The 20,953-nt window shown below is 41.6% G+C and carries 23 protein-coding genes; 22 read left to right on the top strand and 1 reads right to left on the bottom strand.

Going from position 1 to position 20,953, the window contains the following annotated elements:
* Positions 1-154 precede the first annotated feature (154 nt).
* The 15 genes from aroC (at position 155) to MKX49_RS14190 (ending at position 13,923) form a co-directional block, all read left to right on the top strand.
* On the top strand, positions 155-1,327 hold the full coding sequence (aroC, locus tag MKX49_RS14260; RefSeq protein WP_034308003.1) for a chorismate synthase: 1,173 nt from the start codon (positions 155-157) through the stop codon (positions 1,325-1,327).
* 3 nt (positions 1,328-1,330) lie between these two features.
* Positions 1,331-2,410, top strand: coding sequence for a 3-dehydroquinate synthase (gene aroB, locus MKX49_RS14255; RefSeq protein WP_340876838.1), 1,080 nt, complete (start codon positions 1,331-1,333; stop codon positions 2,408-2,410).
* A 24-nt stretch (positions 2,411-2,434) separates the two neighbouring features.
* Positions 2,435-2,803 (top strand): chorismate mutase, encoded by a 369-nt coding sequence (gene aroH / locus MKX49_RS14250; RefSeq protein WP_048681675.1) that lies wholly within the window; start codon positions 2,435-2,437, stop codon positions 2,801-2,803.
* An 81-nt stretch (positions 2,804-2,884) separates the two neighbouring features.
* Positions 2,885-3,997 (top strand): histidinol-phosphate transaminase, encoded by a 1,113-nt coding sequence (gene hisC / locus MKX49_RS14245; protein WP_289350370.1) that lies wholly within the window; start codon positions 2,885-2,887, stop codon positions 3,995-3,997.
* 47 nt (positions 3,998-4,044) lie between these two features.
* Positions 4,045-5,148 (top strand): prephenate dehydrogenase, encoded by a 1,104-nt coding sequence (locus tag MKX49_RS14240; RefSeq protein ID WP_340876836.1) that lies wholly within the window; start codon positions 4,045-4,047, stop codon positions 5,146-5,148.
* A 22-nt stretch (positions 5,149-5,170) separates the two neighbouring features.
* The gene (gene aroA / locus MKX49_RS14235) at positions 5,171-6,457 is read left to right on the top strand and encodes a 3-phosphoshikimate 1-carboxyvinyltransferase (protein ID WP_252267000.1); all 1,287 of its coding nucleotides are present in this window, start codon (positions 5,171-5,173) and stop codon (positions 6,455-6,457) included.
* Positions 6,458-6,826: 369 nt separating this feature from the next.
* The gene (locus MKX49_RS14230) at positions 6,827-8,098 is read left to right on the top strand and encodes a tetratricopeptide repeat protein (protein ID WP_323597742.1); all 1,272 of its coding nucleotides are present in this window, start codon (positions 6,827-6,829) and stop codon (positions 8,096-8,098) included.
* A gap of 41 nt (positions 8,099-8,139) precedes the next feature.
* The gene (locus MKX49_RS14225; RefSeq protein WP_034307987.1) at positions 8,140-8,691 is read left to right on the top strand and encodes a ReoY family proteolytic degradation factor; all 552 of its coding nucleotides are present in this window, start codon (positions 8,140-8,142) and stop codon (positions 8,689-8,691) included.
* Positions 8,692-8,853: 162 nt separating this feature from the next.
* On the top strand, positions 8,854-9,315 hold the full coding sequence (locus MKX49_RS14220) for a YpiF family protein (RefSeq protein ID WP_053535588.1): 462 nt from the start codon (positions 8,854-8,856) through the stop codon (positions 9,313-9,315).
* Between the two features lie 160 nt (positions 9,316-9,475).
* Complete coding sequence (locus MKX49_RS14215; RefSeq protein ID WP_048681654.1) at positions 9,476-9,982, top strand: ubiquinol-cytochrome c reductase iron-sulfur subunit; 507 nt, start codon at positions 9,476-9,478, stop codon at positions 9,980-9,982.
* Between the two features lie 3 nt (positions 9,983-9,985).
* Positions 9,986-10,660 (top strand): menaquinol-cytochrome c reductase cytochrome b subunit, encoded by a 675-nt coding sequence (gene qcrB / locus MKX49_RS14210; protein ID WP_034307974.1) that lies wholly within the window; start codon positions 9,986-9,988, stop codon positions 10,658-10,660.
* Positions 10,661-10,716: 56 nt separating this feature from the next.
* Positions 10,717-11,484, top strand: a complete 768-nt coding sequence (locus MKX49_RS14205; RefSeq protein WP_340876835.1) for a menaquinol-cytochrome c reductase cytochrome b/c subunit — start codon at positions 10,717-10,719, stop codon at positions 11,482-11,484.
* Positions 11,485-11,661: 177 nt separating this feature from the next.
* Entirely contained in the window at positions 11,662-12,258 is a 597-nt protein-coding gene (locus tag MKX49_RS14200; RefSeq protein WP_048681648.1) for a DUF1405 domain-containing protein, read from the top strand.
* Between the two features lie 119 nt (positions 12,259-12,377).
* On the top strand, positions 12,378-13,163 hold the full coding sequence (gene ypjB, locus MKX49_RS14195; protein ID WP_034307968.1) for a sporulation protein YpjB: 786 nt from the start codon (positions 12,378-12,380) through the stop codon (positions 13,161-13,163).
* Between the two features lie 85 nt (positions 13,164-13,248).
* Positions 13,249-13,923, top strand: a complete 675-nt coding sequence (locus tag MKX49_RS14190) for a zinc metallopeptidase (RefSeq protein ID WP_034307967.1) — start codon at positions 13,249-13,251, stop codon at positions 13,921-13,923.
* A gap of 136 nt (positions 13,924-14,059) precedes the next feature.
* Here MKX49_RS14190 and MKX49_RS14185 read toward each other — a convergent pair whose 3' ends face one another.
* Positions 14,060-14,932: a YitT family protein gene (locus tag MKX49_RS14185; RefSeq protein WP_034307964.1), complete on the bottom strand. Its 873-nt coding sequence runs from the start codon at positions 14,930-14,932 to the stop codon at positions 14,060-14,062.
* Positions 14,933-15,064: 132 nt separating this feature from the next.
* Here MKX49_RS14185 and MKX49_RS14180 point away from each other — a divergent pair, with 132 nt between their 5' ends.
* Genes MKX49_RS14180 through MKX49_RS14150 form a run of 7 tightly spaced genes read left to right on the top strand, consistent with a single transcriptional unit; the run spans position 15,065 to position 20,701 of the window.
* The gene (locus MKX49_RS14180; protein ID WP_238141515.1) at positions 15,065-15,460 is read left to right on the top strand and encodes a nucleotide pyrophosphohydrolase; all 396 of its coding nucleotides are present in this window, start codon (positions 15,065-15,067) and stop codon (positions 15,458-15,460) included.
* Positions 15,453-16,253 (top strand): 4-hydroxy-tetrahydrodipicolinate reductase, encoded by an 801-nt coding sequence (gene dapB / locus MKX49_RS14175; protein ID WP_340876832.1) that lies wholly within the window; start codon positions 15,453-15,455, stop codon positions 16,251-16,253. The genes MKX49_RS14180 and dapB overlap by 8 nt, the downstream gene beginning before the upstream one ends.
* An 18-nt stretch (positions 16,254-16,271) precedes the next feature.
* Entirely contained in the window at positions 16,272-16,697 is a 426-nt protein-coding gene (locus MKX49_RS14170) for a methylglyoxal synthase (protein WP_048681639.1), read from the top strand.
* Positions 16,681-17,391 (top strand): bacillithiol biosynthesis deacetylase BshB1, encoded by a 711-nt coding sequence (gene bshB1, locus MKX49_RS14165; protein ID WP_054400281.1) that lies wholly within the window; start codon positions 16,681-16,683, stop codon positions 17,389-17,391. The genes MKX49_RS14170 and bshB1 overlap by 17 nt, the downstream gene beginning before the upstream one ends.
* 7 nt (positions 17,392-17,398) lie before the next feature.
* On the top strand, positions 17,399-18,538 hold the full coding sequence (gene bshA, locus MKX49_RS14160; protein ID WP_340876830.1) for an N-acetyl-alpha-D-glucosaminyl L-malate synthase BshA: 1,140 nt from the start codon (positions 17,399-17,401) through the stop codon (positions 18,536-18,538).
* 13 nt (positions 18,539-18,551) lie between these two features.
* Positions 18,552-19,736 (top strand): CCA tRNA nucleotidyltransferase, encoded by a 1,185-nt coding sequence (locus MKX49_RS14155; RefSeq protein ID WP_340876828.1) that lies wholly within the window; start codon positions 18,552-18,554, stop codon positions 19,734-19,736.
* Positions 19,721-20,701 carry a biotin--[acetyl-CoA-carboxylase] ligase gene (locus MKX49_RS14150; protein ID WP_048681627.1) on the top strand — a complete coding sequence of 327 codons (981 nt, stop codon included), beginning with the start codon at positions 19,721-19,723 and terminating at the stop codon, positions 20,699-20,701. Before MKX49_RS14155 ends, MKX49_RS14150 begins: the two co-directional genes overlap by 16 nt.
* Positions 20,702-20,953: the final 252 nt, after the last annotated feature.

Genomic DNA, 20,953 nt, shown 5'->3' with positions numbered 1-20,953 from the left:
AACTATATCGAAAATGTTTAAGTACTTGTAAAATAGAATGAAAAGTGATTAAATTCAAACAATATGGTTTTTACGTTTTACATATACCCACATTTCATAAAATTGTGGTATATTGATACATATACACTTTAAAGTGCTAAAAGGGGGCTGGAAGATGAGATATTTAACAGCGGGAGAATCACATGGTCCGCAACTGACTACTATCATTGAAGGATTACCGGCGGGAATGCCGATTTCGAATGAGGATATCAATCAAGAATTGGGACGCCGGCAAAAAGGGCATGGACGTGGAAGAAGGATGCAGATCGAGAAAGATCAGGCTTTTATTTCTTCAGGAATCAGACATGGCTACACTCTCGGTTCACCGGTTGCTTTGGTGGTCGAGAACGATGATTGGAAACATTGGACAAAGATTATGGGAAGTGAAGGGCTTTCAGAAGAGGAAGCTGAAGAAATTAAACGTAAAATCACCCGGCCTCGTCCTGGTCATGCCGACTTGAACGGCGGGATTAAATATGGGCACCGCGATTTGAGAAATGTTCTGGAACGATCTTCAGCCCGTGAAACGACAGTAAGGGTGGCAGCAGGTTCTGTCGCAAAAAAACTATTGTCTTTATTGGGGATTGAAGTGGCATCGCATGTTTTGGAAATTGGCGGAGTGAAGGCAGAACCGCCAAAATACGAAACGATCCAGCAATTGCAACAAGTAACAGAAGAATCTTCCGTTAGATGTTTCGACAAAAACGTTGAGCAGCAGATGAAGGATGCAATTGATGAAGCGAAACAAAAAGGTGATTCCATCGGCGGAATCGTCGAAGTCATTGTAGAAGGAATGCCGGTGGGAGTGGGAAGTTATGTGCATTATGACCGTAAGCTTGATGCAAAACTAGCCGCAGCGATAATGAGCATCAATGCATTCAAAGGTGTGGAAATAGGTCTAGGATTTGAAGCGGCCCATCTATTCGGCAGTGATGTCCATGATGAAATCGCATGGGATGAAGAACAGGGTTATTACCGGAAAACCAATCGCCTTGGCGGTTTTGAAGGCGGTATGACAACTGGAATGCCGATAGTTGTACGCGGTGTGATGAAGCCGATCCCCACTTTATATAAACCTTTGAAAAGTGTTGATATCGATACGAAGGAAGTGTTTGAAGCAAGTGTCGAGCGTTCCGATAGTTGTGCGGTCCCTGCAGCAGCAGTGGTAGCTGAGGCGGTAGTGGCATGGGAACTGGCGGCTGCCATCGTTGATCAATTCCCTTCAGATCGTTATGAGCAATTAGCAGAGTACATAAGATCATATCGGGAAGAAGTAAAGGGGTTTTAAATCATGGAATCCATCCAAATTAAAACGGCTTCCAAGCAATACCCGGTTTTAATTGGCAAGAAGGCAATCAATGAATTGCCCGAATTAATAACACATGAACTGAATCATCTAAACAAGATTCTGATCATAACTGATGAGAAAGTGGCGGCACTTCATTTGCAGACCGTGAAGGATGCCCTGCTCAAGACGGGAAAACCGATCTTGCATCATGTAGTGCCAGAAGGGGAGCATGCTAAAACATTCGATGTGTTTTATGAATGCCAAAGCTTCTGCTTATCCCAACAGATTAATCGCAAGTCATTGATCATCGCCCTTGGCGGCGGTGCAGTCGGTGACTTGGCTGGATTCGTTGCAGCTACTTTTATGAGAGGGATTCCATTTATACAGGTTCCGACGACTTTGCTTGCCCACGATAGTGCAGTGGGCGGCAAGGTTGCCATCAATCACCCGCTAGGGAAAAATATGATTGGGGCCTTTCATCAGCCTGAAGCGGTCATTTATGATCTGGAATTTTTAAAGACTCTGCCACTTAAAGAATTAAGGTCAGGTTTTGCAGAAGTCATTAAACATTCCTTGATAGCAGATAATGAGCTTTATCTATGGTTAAAGTCGAATATTGTTGATTTGAATGATATAACGGATGAGCAATTCCTTACCATGATTACAAAAGGGATTGGCATTAAAGCTAAAATTGTCGAAGAGGATGAGAAAGAAAACGGCATTCGTGCCTTTTTGAATTTTGGTCATACGCTTGGACATGCAGTGGAAGGTTCAATGGGATACGGAAACTTTACGCATGGGGAATCGATTTTAATCGGGATGGTATATGCACTTAAATTAAGCAGAAAGAAAGTGGATCTCGATTTTAAACTAGATGAGTTTATTGACTGGGTTTCTTCTTTAGGTTATCAAATAACCATTCCAACCCGACTTGAACATGCAATGCTGCTTGAATTAATGAAAACAGACAAAAAATCGGTCAATGATGCAGCTACCTTTGTCCTGCTAAACGAAGTGGGGTCACCGCTATTAATGGATATAGACGACTCTGAGCTGATAGAGGAAATGACGGAGATGATTTAGAGTTCAGGAGAAGGGGGACTATGTGTGATAAGAGGAATAAGGGGTGCCACTACAGTAGAAAGAGACACAGAAATGGAAGTGATTTCTGCTGTCGAAAAGTTGATGGCCGAGATCATTCAGGTCAATGAAATTGATCCCGATATGGTAGCTTCTGTATTTTTTTCTGCTACGGAAGAGATTCGTTCTGTCTTCCCTGCCAAAGCCTTGAGGAAATTCGAAGGCTGGACTTATGTACCGGTTACATGCATGAAAGAAATACCGGTGAGCAATTCCTTGCCATTTTGCATCCGGGTCATGATCCACGTAAATACGACAAAATCTCAAAAAGAGATACAGCATGTTTACCAGGCAGGGGCTACCGTATTACGGCCAGACTTGACAAAGCGGATATAAGATGATTACAAATCTATGAATATGATATACTATTCTCACACTTTCTTACTTTAAAGTGATAAAAATATAGAGGTGATTGACATGAAATGGAATGAAGCGGTCCTTTCCTTGAAGTCTTATCAACCGGGAAAATCCACTGATGAAGTGAAAAAATTATACGGGTTGGAAAAAATCACGAAATTAGCTTCAAATGAAAATCCCTTTGGCTGTTCGGAAAAGGTCAAGGAATCCGTTAGGAATTCAACCCATTCGTTTGCCATCTATCCAGATGGATATGCAACGATGCTAAGGGAAGCTGTTGCGAAACATACAGGTGTGAAAGAAACTCAGCTTATTTTTGGAAATGGATCTGATGAGAACATTCAAATCATCTCCAGGAGTCTATTGGGAGCTGGAAAGAATACGGTCATGGCAACAGGCACTTTTTCGCAGTATCGCCATAACGCCACGCTAGAAGGAGCGGAAATCAGGGAAGTTCCTCATATTGACGGTGCTCATGATCTAGAAGGAATGCTTAAAGTAATAGATGATGAAACAGCGGTTGTCTGGCTTTGTACACCAAATAATCCAACAGGTAAATACATTTCGGAACAGGACTTATTATCGTTCATCGAAAAAGTGCCGGAAGATGTTCTTATCGTTTTGGATGAAGCTTATTGTGAATATGCAACCGCTGAGGATTACCCGAGAACGAATCAATGGATTAATAAATATAAAAATTTGATCATACTCCGGACTTTCTCGAAAATTTATGGACTTGCCAGTTTTAGGGTAGGGTACGGTTTGGCGGATGAGGATATCATCCAGAAATTAGATCCATCCCGGGAACCATTCAATGTGAACACATTTGCACAGAATATTGCTATCGTCGCTTTGGAAGATCAGGCCTTCATTGAAAAATGCAAGGAAGAAAATCAAAAAGGGTTAAAACAGTACTATGAATTCTGCAATAAGGAAAATTTGGCTTATTACCCGTCACAAGGTAATTTCATCTTTATCCATTTTAAACAGGATGCCGATGTGGTATTTCAATATTTGCTTGAGCGCGGCTTCATCGCAAGGTCGGGGAAATCTTTCGGTTTTCCTAACAGCCTAAGGGTAACGATTGGTTCTACGGAAGAAAATGAAGGAATGATCCATGCTATTAAAGCTTTTTTGAATGAAGTTGAGGCACCTTCTGATTCGCTGCTTTAACGTTTCATCAAACCTAGAGGAGCATAAAAGATGCGGGGGAGAGAAGAGTGAAGGGTAAGGTTTTTGTAATAGGTTTAGGTCTAATAGGCGGATCATTGGCCATGGCTGTACGCCATGCGCATCCTGAAGCCGTTATTGTTGGTATGGACCTAAGTGAAAAGAATATTCAACTATCGATGCTATTGGGGATCATTGATGATTCTGTATCATCTTTGGAAGCGGGAGCATGTGAAGCTGATTTGATTCTACTTGCTGTGCCTGTCAATGAAACCGTAAAGATTTTAGCTCAATTGACTGATATGGATTTAAAAAGTGATGTCCTCATATCTGACGCAGGAAGTACGAAGGATACAGTCGTTAAAGCAGCGAAACCATTGATAGATAAAGGGGTGGCCTTCATCGGGGGGCACCCTATGGCTGGTTCCCATAAGAGCGGCGCTGCGGCAGCCAAATTACATTTATTCGAACATGCATTTTATTTGCTTACTCCGGGGGATTCCATCAAACAAGAAAAGGTTGAGCAGCTGAAAGGGTGGCTGCAGGGGACAAGAGCTAACTTTCTTATTGTTAGTCCTGCCACACATGATAAGCTGACTGGGGTCATTAGTCATTTTCCGCATATTGTCGCATCGGGGCTCGTTAAGCAAGCAGAAAATTATAGTAAGGAAAACAAGTTGATTTCAAGGCTCGCAGCAGGTGGATTCCGGGATATTACCAGAATCGCCTCAAGCAGTCCGGAAATGTGGCGTGACATTTTGTTACATAACCGGGATGTGCTGCTTGAATTAATGAATGATTGGCTGAATGAAATGGAGCATATAAAAGGTCTGGTTGCGAATGAAGATAGTGAAGAAATCCTTCGATTCTTTACCGATGCCAAGATTTTCAGGGATGATTTGCCGACACATGCGAAAGGCGCCATACCAGCGTTTTATGATTTATATATCGATATACCGGATTATGCCGGAATAATTTCTGAGATTACCGGATATTTGGCACAAGAAGGTATCAGCATTACAAACATAAGGATCATTGAAACCAGGGAAGAGATATACGGTGTGCTGGTCATCAGTTTCCAAACGGATGTTGATCGGATAAAAGCTGCGGAGTGTATTTCAAGACATACAGATTATGAAACGATCCTGGCATAATAATATAGGGAAGGATGGTTTTATGAATACTAAAAAATTACAAACGAACATCCAAACATTGCGTGGTTCGATTGCCATACCTGGAGATAAGTCGATCTCCCATCGTTCGATAATGTTTGGAGCCCTTGCCGAAGGGGAAACGACAGTAACTAATTTTCTTCCAGGAGCTGATTGTTTAAGTACGATTTCCTGTTTTAAGCAGCTTGGAGTCCATATTGAACAAGATGGCCAGCACGTCAAAATTGAAGGCAAAGGTTTTAATGGATTAAAGGAACCTGAATCAGTACTGGATGTCGGAAATTCTGGTACCACGATCAGGTTAATGATGGGCATATTGGCAGGACAGGATTTTTCAGCCGTTTTGGCAGGTGACGAATCGATAGCCAAACGTCCAATGACCCGGGTAGTCAACCCTCTTCGTCAGATGGGAGCAGCCATTGATGGCCGAAAAGGAGCAGAATATACTCCCCTCGCCATAAGAGGAGGCAAATTACAAGGATTTCGCTACGAATTGCCTGTAGCGAGTGCACAGGTGAAATCTGCGATAATCTTGGCTGGTTTACAGGCAGAAGGTGAAACGATCATTATCGAACCGGAAGAGACCCGTGATCATACAGAACGAATGATCCAGGAGTTTGGCGGGAAAATCGAAAAAGACGGCCAAACGATTAAAGTAAGCGGAAATCAAGTCTTCAAAGGGACGGCCATCCATGTGCCGGGTGATATTTCTTCGGCAGCTTTCTTCATGGTGGCTGCAGCGATTACGGAAAATAGTGAAGTGGTATTAAAGAATGTGGGCCTTAATTCGACAAGGACTGGAATCATCGAAGTCATGAAATCGATGGGGGCTGATATCACGATAGAGAAGAAGACGAGCGAGGGCGAACCTGCAGGTGACATCACGGTCAGAAGCTCCCGATTAAAAGGAACGACCATCAGCGGTGATTTAATTCCCCGTCTCATCGATGAAATACCGGTAATTGCACTTCTGGCGACACAGGCAGAAGGGGTAACGACAATCAAGGATGCAGCAGAATTAAAAGTGAAAGAGACGAATCGAATTGATACTGTTGCAAATGAGCTTTCCATCCTGGGGGCAGATATAACCCCGACAGCAGACGGATTGATCATCAAAGGCCGTAAAGCCCTGAATGGAGGTACGGTTACAAGCCATGGGGATCATCGTATCGGGATGATGCTTGCTGTAGCGGCTTTGATAACGGATGGGGAAGTGGAACTTGCCGACCCTGATGCCATCGATGTATCGTATCCACAATTTTTTGGGCATTTGACGCAATTGATAAAGTAAATATAAAAAAAGTTTACATACCTTATTTGGTCTGTAAACTTTTTTTAAATGCTCAAAAGTGTTGAAAGCGCTAACATCAGGGCTATTTTGTATCTGTATGGATCATGAAAATAATGAAAAAGGGGTTCATGATCAAAAAGGAGATTTACCACAGCGTGGAGAATTAACTAGTAACCTTTTTTTAATGAGAATGGGAGGGGACTTCATCGATGGAATACAAGGCTGCAGTATGGTAAACTAATGAATACTGTTTACTATGCATCTCGCGATTACATGGTATTTTGTTCTTAATGGCAGAGTATGTTACATTATGGCGTGAGTGTGTATGACTAGGGACCAAGTCTATCATGCAAAAGGAAGGATTCAACAATGAACACAGTGGAACAAGTTATACAGCATTTAAAAAAAGGGGAATTAACAGAAGCTCTTAAACATATAAATCGAATTAAATCATCAGAGTCAGCAGAGGACATTTTATTGCTGGCCGAAGAAATGCTCCAGCTTGGCTTTGCGGAAGAGGCAAAGGATCTTTTTGAACATCTGCTGCAACTCTATCCCGATGAAGGAGAATTGATTGTTTCGTTGGCGGAAATCCTGATTGATATGGACCAGGAAGATGAAGCGATGCTGATGCTTGAAAAAGTAAGTGCAGATGATGAAGTATATCCAAGTGCTTTGCTTTTGGAAGCGGACCTTTATCAATTACAGGGGATGGATGAGGTCAGCGAACGGAAATTACTGCAGGCTAAGGAAATGCTTCCGGATGAGATCATCATTGATTTTGCACTAGCTGAACTGTTCTTTCATCAAGGCAGGGATCAGGAAGCCATTGCAAATTACATAAAGGTTTTGGAACAGGAACAAGAAATCGCTGGTGTTAATGTCAATCAGAGGCTTGCTGAAGCATTAAGCAGCTCGGGCAAGTTCGAGGAGGCCCTTCCGCACTTTGAGAAGGCCTTGAAGGATGGACTTGAAATCAATACTTTATTTGAATATGCATTTACAGCTTTTCAGGCAGGTCTTTATGAGACAGCCGTACGAAAGTTTATTGAACTGAAAGAATTAGATCATGAATATCATTCACTATATTTGTACCTGGCAAAGAGTTATGAACATCTTGAAGATCTCGAAAATGCCTTGAAAACGGTCAAAGAAGGAATCAAGGCTGATGAATTCAATAAGGAACTTTACTTCTTCGGTGGTAAAATAGCCTTGAAAAGCGGTCTTGACGAAGAGGCTGAAAATCTATTTAAAGAAGCACTTGCCATTGATCCGGGATATCTGGAAGCTGCACTCACCCTTTTGAAATTGTATATGCACCAAGAAAGGTATGAAGATGTATTGGAGTGTATAGGTGAAGTAAGGCGATATGGAGAGGATGATCCTCAGTTTGACTGGATAGCTGCTGTATCTTATCAGCATACTGAACAATTTAAAGAGTCATTAACCAGCTATCATAAAGCATATAATTCATTCAACAGCAATCAAGATTTCCTTGAAGATTATGGTTTCTTTTTAATTGAAGAAGGAGACAGAGCCACATCTAGAGAAGTATTTAATAAGCTGCTTGAGATGAATCCGGCGAATGATGAGTATGCAATGATTTTGGAGCGGCTAGGTGAAAACACAGAGGAAATGTAGATAAGTGAAACAAAACTAAATCAAGACAGAGGAGGGAATTCATGGTGGCTGCCCCTGTTTCTGTGAATGAGAAGAAGGATTTTATTCGGTGGTTCTTAAATCATTATCAACTGAAACGAAGAGAATGCGTGTGGATATTGAATTACTTAATGAGTCATGATCAACTGATGAAAAAGGTTCATTTTGTAGAAAATGCACAATATTGCCCACGTGGACTGATTATGTCGACACATTGTGTGGATGAGGTCCCTTTCAGGTTCTATAAGTCTAATATCATGACGACCGATGCAGAGAAATCTTTTCATGATATCCGTTTAAATCGGGATGAAGACATTTATATTCAGCTTAATTTTAAATCGTCTTACTCTTCCTATCAATATGCAGCGGTACTCGAGCACAATCCCTTCATGCCGAAATCGACGGCATCGAATGAAAAAGATCAGCTGCTAGCTGAACAATTTTTAGAAAGAAGCATGTTGTATTTTCAAAGGGACCGTCTGCTTAAGGAAATCGATGAAGCGCTTGATAAGCATGATGAACAAGCATTTAAGGATTTAACCGAACAATTGAATCAATTGAAAGTACTTGGATGAAATAAATTGACCTTTCCGTAATCAGGAAAGGTTTTTATTTTTTATAAAACATTGATAAAATCCACATTTTTGTAAAGACTATGGGTATATGGTAAAGATGTTATAAAAATAATGGTAAAATGATAAGGAGTTGATTCAAAAAATCGGGAGTGATGAAAAAACATGAAGTGGACAGCAAAAGATCTTGACATGTATATGCAGTCAAAAGAGTATGTGGATACCGTTTTGATTCCTTTGGTTCCCCTATCTTTTAAAGGGCAAATGAAGCAAACGGGCTCAATGAATGAATTTCTTACCATTTTAAGCTTGGAAATTGAAAAGCAGATGAAAGGTAGAATTCTTTTATTGCCGACATTTCATTATTTAAGTGATGAAATGGATAAGGTTGAACGGTTAAAGCGTTGGGCCAATGAAGTGAAAGAAAATAATTTCGAGCATGTTTTCTTTCTTACATCGGACTTCGAGTGGAAAAAAGAAGAACGGGAATTAGAGAATAATTTAGTATGGATTCCTGCCATTCCCTTGGAAGGGCTTGAAATTGAACAAGCAAGGGAAATGATTAACCAGCAAGTTCTCCAAATCCTTGATATTTTCTCTTATAATTGGAAAAATGAAAAAAAGTAGGATTTTTCGCATTATTTGACACATAGTTGCCACCTTTTGGGTTTTACAAATATTGACCTTGGTAAATTATTGAGATATCATGGAAATGTCCTAGTTTTATAGTGTCGCTATTTATTGGTCCTTTGGGCTCTCAGTATAGTAATAGAGGGGGGGAAAACGCATGAGCAAGCATAATGTTTCACGACGTCAATTCCTTAATTACACACTTACTGGCGTTGGTGGATTTATGGCGGCCGGTATGTTGATGCCTATGGTTAGGTTTGCAATTGATCCTGTATTATCAGCTGATAAAGGCGGGGATTACGTTGCAACTAAGCAGAAGGTAGGTGATCTGACTACCGAACCGACCCGTGTCGACTTTAGTTTTAAACAGGTCGATGGGTGGTATGAGTCTGAAGAAACAAATACAGCTTGGGTTTACAAAACGGATGATGGTAAGATCGTTGCTTTATCTCCAATCTGTAAACATTTAGGCTGTACGGTAGGGTGGAATACGGATAAGACTAATCCGAATCAATTTTTCTGTCCTTGCCATTATGGTAGGTATACGAAAGATGGGATTAATGTGAAAGGGACACCGCCGGTTTCACCATTGGATGTCTTTGACACGAAAGAAAAAGATGGAATACTTTATTTGGGTCAACTAAAACCGCACGGGGAGGCGTAAACATTGCTAACAAAGTTATATGACTGGGTGGACGAGCGTTTAGATATTACGCCGTTATGGCGGGATATTGCTGACCATGAGGTTCCTGAACATGTTAACCCCGCACATCATTTTTCCGCATTCGTATATTGTTTTGGTGGGTTAACTTTCTTTATTACGGTCATCCAAATCTTGTCAGGCATGTTCTTGACGATGTACTATGTCCCGGACATTAAAAACGCTTGGGAATCTGTTTATTATTTGCAAAATGAAGTTGCCTTCGGTCAAATTGTCCGTGGTATGCATCACTGGGGAGCAAGTCTAGTTATCGTTATGATGTTTTTACATACTCTTCGTGTCTTCTTCCAGGGAGCTTACAAAAAACCGCGTGAATTGAACTGGATGGTCGGCGTATTGATTTTCTTCATCATGCTGGCATTAGGCTTGACTGGTTATTTATTGCCATGGGATATGAAAGCGCTATTCGCAACGAAAGTTACGTTGACAATTGTCGAATCGGTACCGTTGATGGGACCGGCACTCAAGACATTGATAGCAGGAGATCCAACCATCGTTGGAGCACAGACATTGACACGATTCTTTGCAATTCATGTATTCTTCCTGCCTGCAGCATTATTTGCATTACTAGCGGCTCATTTCCTGATGATCCGAAAACAAGGTATTTCAGGTCCACTATAAAAGAATGGTGAACCAAGAACCAAAAAAACCTTTTCATAAAGGAGGGGAATTGTTCTATGCATCGTGGGAAAGGTATGAAATTCGTAGGTGACTCGCGTATCTCCGCGAACCGTAAACCGAATATTCCGAAAGATTATTCAGAATATCCTGGGAAAACTGAAGCATTTTGGCCTAATTTCCTTTTAAAAGAATGGATGGTAGGAGCTGTATTTCTTGTAGGGTATCTTTGCCTGACAATCGCACATCCGTCACCATTGGAAAGGATAGCAGATCCTACAGATACAGCGTACATTCCGCTGCCAGACTGGTATTTCCTATTCCTTTACCAATTACTTAAGTATACCTATGCTTCAGGTCCTTATAATGCAATCGGGGCCCTGGTAATACCTGGTTTGGCTTTCGGAGCGTTGCTCTTGGCACCTTTTTTAGATCGTGGTCCAGAGCGGAGCCCGGCAAAACGTCCTTTTGCTGTAGGCTTCATGCTATTGGCAATTGCCGGCGTATTCTATTTGACATGGGAGTCTGCAGCTCACCATGATTGGGAAGCTTCCAAGAAACAAGGAGCGATCGTGGAAGGTGCAGACATTGATAAAGAGAGCGATGGGTATAAACTGATGGATTCCAGTGGCTGTATTAGCTGTCACGGAGCAGAGTTAACTGGTGGAGCAGGAGCGCCAAGCTTAATTGACACAGGCTTAAGTCCAGAAGAAATCTCTAAAATCGCAGTCAAAGGCCAGGGTAACATGCCAGCTGGCATGTTCAAGGGTACAGATGAAGAATTGGCAACATTAGCTGAATTTGTATCTGGTTTATCGACAAAGTAATATAGCCATCAACATCAATTTCTATCATAGGCTGTAAATGAAGCTGACGACTACGGTTGTCGGCTTTTTTATTGGTAAATTGAAGCGTATATGAGAAGAAATTGAAATGAATACTTGGTTTTCTGGTTGATGGCCTGTAAAATGAATATACTTAAGAATGTAAGTGAGGGTAAAAGAATGAATGTTATTTACAGTTTGCTTGCAAGCCGGCAAATGCTCGCTTTGTTATTATTAATAAATATATTCGGTACTGCCTATGGATATTATTGGTACGGTAGTCAATTGGAAAACACTCCGGCGATTTTTTTGGCATTTGTACCGGACAGCCCGACAGCTAGCCTGTTCTTTGTATTTGTTTTATTGGGGTTCCTGTTAAGAAGGAATTTCGGACTTATGGAAGCGTTGGCAATCATGACACTATTCAAATATGGAATATGGGCGGTTGCAATGAATTTGATGACCTTCTTGACAACCGGTTCATTGCCATGGGAAGGTTATATGTTAATGGCTTCTCATTTGGGGATGGCGATACAAGGGGTATTATATGCACCATTTTATCGAATAAAACCTTGGCATTTGATAGTGGCTGCGATTTGGACCATACATAATGACATAATCGATTATGTTTTTGAAATGATGCCAATTTATCGTGATTTATTGGTATATATGAATTCGATAGGTTATTTCACTTTTTGGCTCAGTATACTATCCATTTTTGTCGGCTGGTACTTTGGATATAGAAAAAAGCGGACCACCCTATCCATCATCCATTAAAAAGTTAACTCTAAATACAGCTTTGTAAAAGCAGGGTTAACTTTTTTATGTTGAACGAGGTCTACTCATGTTTTTTCTTTCATATCGTTTTAGTAGAGATATGAGGAGGGACGAGTAGCATGTTGAAAAAATTCATATTAACCATTGCTGTTTTATTTGTCGTCTTACATTTCCCTGTCTATGCAGAATCCTCTTCAAGTTTGGAGCAATTAGATAACATTTCCGATAGAGCCTTGGAAATGACCAAGTTGAAGCGATATGGAGATTCGGAAAAGATGCTGACGTTTTTTTCTGACCGGTTTTTAAAAGAGACAGCGAAAGAGCAGATCCTTGACATGGACGAACTTCGAATTATCACTGTAGCTCATAATGAGGCGTTGATGACAATAAAGGATATGAACAAGGGAGATTCCGAAAAGGTTAATTCTGTTACAAAGTTCCGGCTTGTTGTTGATGCGGTCAAGTCTACCCATCAGCCTCTTTGGACAGAGATGGAGGATCAAATGATGAATTCTTTCCAGCAGACAAAGAATGCCGCGATCAATCAAGACACAATTACCTTCAATAGCCAATTGAACTTATTCCTATCACAATATGAAATGATATATCCAAGCTTGAAAGTCGACCTTTCTAAAGAAACGATGCAGCAACTGGACACGAGGATTCAATACATCAACCAATACCGTCCGGAGGTAATCAGTGATGGAGAAAGTCAAAAGGAACTGGATGCGTTGCAAAACGAACTAACCTCCATTTTTGATGATATGGGGGAAGATGATGCAGATCCTTCCCTTTGGTGGGTCATCATATCGACAGGCTCAATCATCATCATGACGCTTTCTTATGTAGGCTGGAGGAAATATAAAGGTGATAGGGAAAAACCAAGGAAAGAACATAATGATTAAAAAGACAGGGGAAGAGAACACTATATTTGACACGGTTGCCTTCAATCCATAGAATTAAGAGTAATAATAGTTATAGGAGGATACCATGTATTTCATTTATTTGGCGATTATCATTTTAATCCCGATTTATGCACAAATGAAAGTGAAAAGCACATATAAAAAATATTCAAAGGTATCGGCCTCTTCCGGTATGAGTGGTGCTGAGACGGCGCGGGCCATTTTAGATCAAAATGGTCTGTTCAATGTCAGGGTCGAAGAGACACCTGGAATGCTTTCTGACCATTATGACCCAAGGGATAAAACAGTGCGTTTATCATCGGATAACTATCACGGCCATTCAGTTGCCGGTGTAGCGGTTGCAGCCCATGAAGTTGGACATGCGATTCAAGATAAAGAAGCCTATGCATTCTTGCGTTTCCGTCATGCATTAGTACCGGTAGCTAATTTTGGCTCTAACATATCTTGGATTTTGATTTTAATCGGGATGTTAGCTTCAATTCCTGAGTTGCTATTGGCGGGTATCGTATTTATGGCCGCCGCTGTATTGTTCCAAGTGATAACCCTGCCGGTTGAATTCAATGCCTCTTCTAGGGCGATGGATCAACTCGTTTCCGCCGGGGTCATCCGGAATGATGAAGAACGGGAAACGAAAAAAGTATTAAGTGCCGCTGCGATGACTTATGTTGCTGCCGCTCTTGTAGCCGTACTGGAATTAGTTCGTCTTCTGCTTATGTATACAGGAATGAGGGAAGAAGATTAATGAGAAAAGGACACCATCTTGGGATGGGGTCCTTTTCTCATTTTTAAGAGTATTTGCTGCACATTGCTAATAAAATTCAGTTGGACAGGGCAACATTCATAAGGGTTGCATTCAATCGGTATGTACAGTCAATGGATCACCTTTCAATGGGATTCTTGTTCTCATCAAGGGTAAAGCCCTCACCCAATACGTCATGAACTTCACTGACGGATACAAACGCATGAGGGTCCACAGAAGTTATGGCATTTTTTAAGCGGACTAACTCATTTTTTCCAACAACACAATAGAGGACTTCCCGGTCATTGCGTGTAAAGGACCCATAGCCCCTTAATACAGTTACGCCCCGCTCCATATCATTCATGATTTTTTCGGCAATTTCCTTGTTTTTGTCACTAATGATCATTGCACCTCTAGCAGCATAGGCTCCTTCTTGCATAAAGTCGATTACTCGGGCACCTATAAAAACGGCAACGAGGGTATACATCGCTTGCCGGTAATCCAGGTAGGTAAGGATGGACAGGCCAATGACGACGGCATCAAAGATGAACATGGTCCGACCCATGCCCATCCCTAAGTAACGATGGGCAAAACGGGCAATGATATCCACTCCGCCTGTTGTACCGCCGTAACGGAAAATGATGCCCAGGCCGACACCAACCGAGACCCCGGCAAACAATGCCACAAGCATCAAATCATTACCGAGATTGATTTCAAATTCGTATCTCTCGAAAACCCATAGCCAAACGGAGAGTCCAACCGTTCCGATAATCGTATAAAAGAAAGATGTGCGCCCTAAATATTTCCACCCGATTAAAAATAAAGGAATATTCAAAATCAAATTAGAATAAGAAGGATTTATCCCGATAAGTTGATATATAATCAAGGTGAGACCGGTGAATCCGCCCTCGGCCAAGTTGTTCTGCATGTTAAAATGCACGAGGCCAAATGCGAATATTCCAGCCCCAAAAAGGATGAATATGATATTTTTCAATTTTAAGCCCAAAAGCATGTCCCATACCTCCAAAGGTTTGCATAGCATTAATTTACTTATTATAACTAATTAACCAACTATGGGCAATTTTGATTCGCAAACGTATCTGTTGTCATCTGTTTCACTTTTAGCTAACATGGAGAAGGTATGATGTTTGAAAACGAAAATCAAGAATGGGTGACTCATATGGAAAAGCAAAAGACGATCCAACAAATGCAAGCGGAAGTCGACCAATACATAGGACAATTTAAAGAAGGATATTTCAGCCCTCTCGCCATGCTCGCCCGCATGTCTGAAGAACTTGGGGAATTGGCTAGGGAAGTCAATCATTACCATGGTGAAAAACCAAAGAAAGCGACAGAGGAAGAGAATACCATTGAAGCGGAATTGGGGGACATGCTTTTTGTGTTGATTTGTTTTGCCAATTCTTTAGGGATTGATCTTCAAAACTCGCATGATTTGGTCATGGAAAAATTTACAACCCGCGATAAAGATAGATGGACAAGAAAAGAAGAGGAAATGGAGGAGGAAGGTAAAGATGAGTAAAGTGAAAGTGATTGTAGCAGGTCCACGAGGCAGAATGGGAAATGAAGCGGTGAAGCTTGTACATAGGACAGAAGGGTTTGAATTGGCAGCTGTCATAGATCGCAAGCATAACGGGGAAAGCCTTTCCGCAATAGAAGGTTTTCACGGGATCGAAGCGCCGGTTTTTTCTGATATAAATGAATGCTTTTCTTCTGTAGAGGCAGACGTATTGATCGATTTGACCACACCGGAAGTCGGCATGTTCCATACCGAAACGGCACTTAATCATGGCATCCGCCCTGTAGTGGGAACGACTGGTTTTACAAAAGATGATTTAGCAAAGCTGGATTCATTGACAAAAGAAAAAGGCATTGGTTGCATCATCGCGCCAAACTTTGCAATTGGCGCCATTTTGATGATGAAGTTTTCCCAAATGGCCGCAAAGTATTTCCCGGATGTGGAAATCATAGAAATGCACCATGATCAAAAACTGGATGCACCTTCTGGAACTGCTTCCAAAACGGCAGACATGATTGCAGCGGTACGTGAAACAAAACAACAGGGGCACCCTAATGAAAAAGAAACCATCCAGGGGGCAAGAGGTGCAAATGTAGATGGCATGCATATCCACAGTGTCCGTCTACCGGGACTCGTTGCCCATCAACAGGTGCTTTTCGGAAGTGAAGGAGAGCTATTGACGATTAGGCATGATTCCTTTAATCGAGCTTCGTTCATGTCAGGAGTCAAACTTGCTGTCGATACCGTCATGAAATTGGATGTTCTTGTATACGGCTTGGAAAATATTATTGAATAGGGATCAGGAGGATTTACGATGAAAATTGCCTTAATTGCCCATGATATGAAAAAAGAAGATATCATTCAATTTGTTACAGCCTATAAAGATGTATTTGAGCAGCATGAATTATTTGCAACAGGTACGACTGGGAAACGAATCATGGAAGAAGTATCACTGCCTGTCCATCGTTTTCATTCAGGACCTCTTGGCGGGGATCAGGAAATAGGTGCAATGATTGCACGCGGAGAAATGGACATGGTCCTATTTTTCCGCGATCCTTTGACATCACAGCCGCATGAACCTGATGTATCGGCGCTTATCCGCCTATCAGATGTATATGAAATTCCCTTGGCAACGAATATGGGCACTGCAGAAGTGCTCATACAAGGTTTGAAACACGGATATATGGACTGGCTAAAACTAAGGCAAAAACAAGGTGAGATAAATGATAAACAAAAGTAACATAGATATCCTGGCTTTCGGGGCACATGCGGATGATGTTGAAATCGGAATGGGTGGCACGATCGCTAAATATGTGCAACAAGGCAGGAAAATTGTCATTTGTGATTTGACAAAAGCTGAAATGTCGTCCAATGGAACCGTTCCATTGCGGCAAGAGGAAGCCGATAAGGCTGCTGAAATCCTTGGGGTGAAGAGGATTTCCCTTGATCTACCCGACAGGGGCCTATACATGAAGGCGGAATACATAAATCAAATCATCAAGGTCATTCGCCAATATAAACCTGCACTTGTATTTGCTCCATTTTTGGAAGACCGCCATCCCGATCATGGTAACTGTGCCAAATTAGTGGAGGAAGCAGTTTTTTCGGCAGGAGTAAGAAAGTATATGGAAGAAGAAGGCATGGATTCCCATCGTGTCCAAAATATGCACTATTATATGATCAATGGGTTTCACAAACCGGACTTCGTCGTGGATATCACTTCTACAATATCGAAAAAGCTGGATAGCCTTAGGGCATATGGGAGCCAATTCGAAAAAAGTCAAGTATCTGTAGAAACACCGTTAGTTAATGGCTATATCGAGACTGTAGAGGCACGGGAGCGGATGTTTGGCAAAGAAGTGGGTGTCGCCTTTGCGGAGGGATTCATGACAAAAAAACCGTTACTTATCGATGCCGACTTGTTAGGAGAATAATAATCTTATGAAATTAAAAATTGGAATTACCTGTTACCCGACAGTTGGGGGTTCTGGTGTCGTAGCAACTGAATTAGGTAAGATGCTTGCAGAAAAAGGACATGAAATACATTTCATTTCTTCAAGCATCCCTTTTCGCTTAAATAAGATGTACTGTAATATTTTTTATCACCAGGTTGAAGTGAACTCATATTCAGTCTTTCAATATCCACCATATGACCTGGCGCTTGCGAGCAAGATGGCGGATGTCGTAAAACGGGAGAAATTAGATATCCTACACGTTCACTATGCAATTCCACATGCTGTTTGTGCGATCCTTGCAAAGCAGATGTCAGGTAATGAAGTAAAGATCGTAACTACACTGCATGGTACGGATATCACTGTTTTGGGCCAGGATCCCTCATTGACCAATTTGATTAAATTCGGCATAGAGCAATCAGATGTCGTTACAGGAGTATCTAATTCCCTTGTTCAGCAAACGCACGAATTAATCGCGCCGGATAAGGAAATCAAAACCGTTTATAATTTTATTGATGAAAGAGAGTACCGTAAAACCGATTCCGATTACCTTAAGGATGAATACGGAATCAGGGAAGATGAAAAAGTGATCATACATGTTTCGAATTTCCGTTCGGTCAAGCGAGTGAAAGATGTCATCCAGGCGTTTTATTTAACTCAAAAGAAATTGCCTGCAAAGCTACTCCTCGTAGGAGACGGGCCGGAAGTGACAACCGTATTGAAATTGGCTAAAGATCTTGGAATCGATGATGCGGTCTTGTTCCTTGGTAAGCAGGATAACCTTGCGGAATTATATTCAATCAGTGATTTGATATTCCTGTTATCGGAAAAAGAGAGTTTCGGACTTGTGCTGCTCGAGGCGATGGCATGTGGAGTTCCTTGTATCGGGACGAATATCGGGGGAATACCCGAAGTCATCGTTGATGGGGAGACTGGTTATATTTGTGAACTGGGAGATGTCAAAATGGTTGCTGAAAAAGCGATTGGACTTTTAAGCGACCCGAGTTTACATAAACGCTTTTCTGAAGCTGCGCTTGAAAGGGCCAATACCGATTTTCATAGTGATACGATTATGTCAGAGTATGAAGCCATCTACATTCAAGCACTTGAAGGTAAATCCATGGAATAGGGAGGAGACGCTGATGGATCGATTATTCTTGAAATCAGTACCCATTCTGGAATTGATTGAAGAAGCAGGATATGAGGCTTATTTCGTTGGCGGCTCTGTAAGGGATTATATCCTTGGCAGGCCCATAAACGATGTGGACATCGCTTCTTCCGCCACACCCCAGGAAATCAAAAGGATTTTTCCTAATACGGCTGATATCGGAATCGACCACGGTACAGTGCTTGTCATTACGGATACGGGTACATACGAAATTACGACGTTTAGAACGGAAAGCGGGTATTCGGACTTTCGCAGGCCCGATGCCGTAGAGTTTGTCCGTTCTTTGACCGAAGATTTGCAAAGAAGAGATTTTACCATGAATGCAATAGCAATGGATAAGACCGGAAAGATCATTGATCCATTTAATGGTAAGCGCGATTTGGCACAAAAAAGGATTATCACGGTTGGTAACCCGCATGAAAGGTTTAATGAGGATGCATTGAGAATGATGCGTGCTTTAAGGTTCGTCAGTCAACTTGATTTTGAACTGGATCATGAAACCTTTGATTCCCTTAAAGAGAACGCCCAGAACATCAGTGAAATCGCTGTCGAAAGAATCCTGGTTGAATTTGAGAAACTAGCGGCCGGCTCTAATAAGATAAAGGCTTTCTCACTCTTGCTTGAAAGCGGATTATATCAATACCTGCCTCTATTCTCACGTAAAAAAGAACATCTAATGGACTTACTGAACCTGCCGCTTCATCAACTGAATGCGGCAGAAATATGGTCTATCATCATGATTCACACAAAGGAACAAGAAATCGAAGAGGCTTTGAGGGCATGGAAGCTGCCATTGAAAACCATAAGAAACGTTCAACGTACGATAAAGCTGGTGAAGAGTAAGGAACCAGCAGCCATCGATGTATTTCAGGCAGGTCATGGCATAACGGTACAAGCTGCTAAAGTCAGAGCTGCACTGAATGGCGGGAATGTATCGGATGCTGAAGAGAATGCACACCACCGCTATAATGGACTTATTATAAAACAAATGTCGGATCTTGCCGTCACGGGGACGGATTTATTGATTTGGCATCAAGAAAAGCCAGGTCCATGGGTCAAGGAATACTTGGAAAAAATATTGAAAGCTGTCTTGAATGAAGAATTAAGAAATGATAAAGAAGAAATTAAGAGGTGGCTGGTGAAATGCAATCTGAGTTAAGAACAAAGCTGATGGAAGCCCTCTCAAAAGCGGATGGTGCGTTTATATCCGGTCAGGAAATTGCTGAATACATTGGCTGTTCACGCACAGCGGTCTGGAAGCATATAGAAGACCTGCGCAGTGAAGGGTATAATGTCGAAGCTGTTAGGAAAAAAGGCTACCGGATCATATCAGCGCCGGAAAAAGTGTCCGAGAGCGAAATACAACTTGGCTTGGAAACAAAAACGATCGGCAAAATGATCCATTATCAGGAAACTGTGGAATCCACTCAAAAAATTGCGCATCAACTAGCAAATGAAGGTGTTCAGGAGGGAACCCTCGTCGTTGCCGAGGAGCAGTTATCCGGAAAAGGAAGGCTAATGAGATCTTGGCATTCCCCAAAATTCAGCGGGATATGGATGAGTCTGATCCTAAGACCGAAAATTCCGATTCATGAGGCGCCACAACTTACATTATTGGCCGCGGTCGCTGTAGCTCAGGCTATAGAGGATACCACTGATTTGAAGCCGCAGATAAAGTGGCCGAATGATATTTTGGTGAATCGCAAGAAAGTGGTGGGCATCCTGACGGAGATGCAGGCGGAGTCAGATAGAATCCATTCTGTCATTATCGGAATTGGAATGAATATCAATCAGCAATTGGAGGATTTTCCTGAAGAACTGCAGGAAAAAGCGTCTTCCCTTCTCATAGAAAGTGGAGGGACGGTTTCGAGGTCCAAGGTCATTCAACGAGCATTATTTCGTCTTGAAAATTTGTACGAACTCTATTTGGATCAAGGGTTCATGCCTATAAAGGATTTATGGGAGAGTTATGCAATCAGTCTTGGACAGGTAATCAAAGCCAGTACCGTTAATGACACGATTGTCGGAAAGGCATTGGGCATAACGGATTCAGGCGTTTTACTTCTCGAAGACGGAAAAGGTACCGTACATTCGATATATTCTGCAGATATTGAAATTCAGTAGATTTTTGTCAAATTCGTGAAAATTAAATAGAAAATTTCTTTTTTGCTTGATATAATGCAAGTGGGCAGTATCTTATTTGAACTGCACCCCCATAAATACCAAATTATTTGAAAATCTGCCTTGATCCAGAGAACTGGACTGGGACGGAGGGATGAAACTTCTGATGAAACAAAGGGATTGACTAAAAAGCTAAGTGCTGTTTATTGATCGAATTGTGGCTTTTCATGCCATTTTTCGTAGCGAAACAGATAC

Source organism: Peribacillus sp. FSL M8-0224 (assembly GCF_038003055.1).
GTDB classification, from domain to species: Bacteria; Bacillota; Bacilli; order Bacillales; family DSM-1321; genus Peribacillus; species Peribacillus frigoritolerans.
The sequence above is the reverse complement of the archived record's forward strand: the minus strand, read 5'-3'. Positions and strand labels throughout refer to the sequence as shown.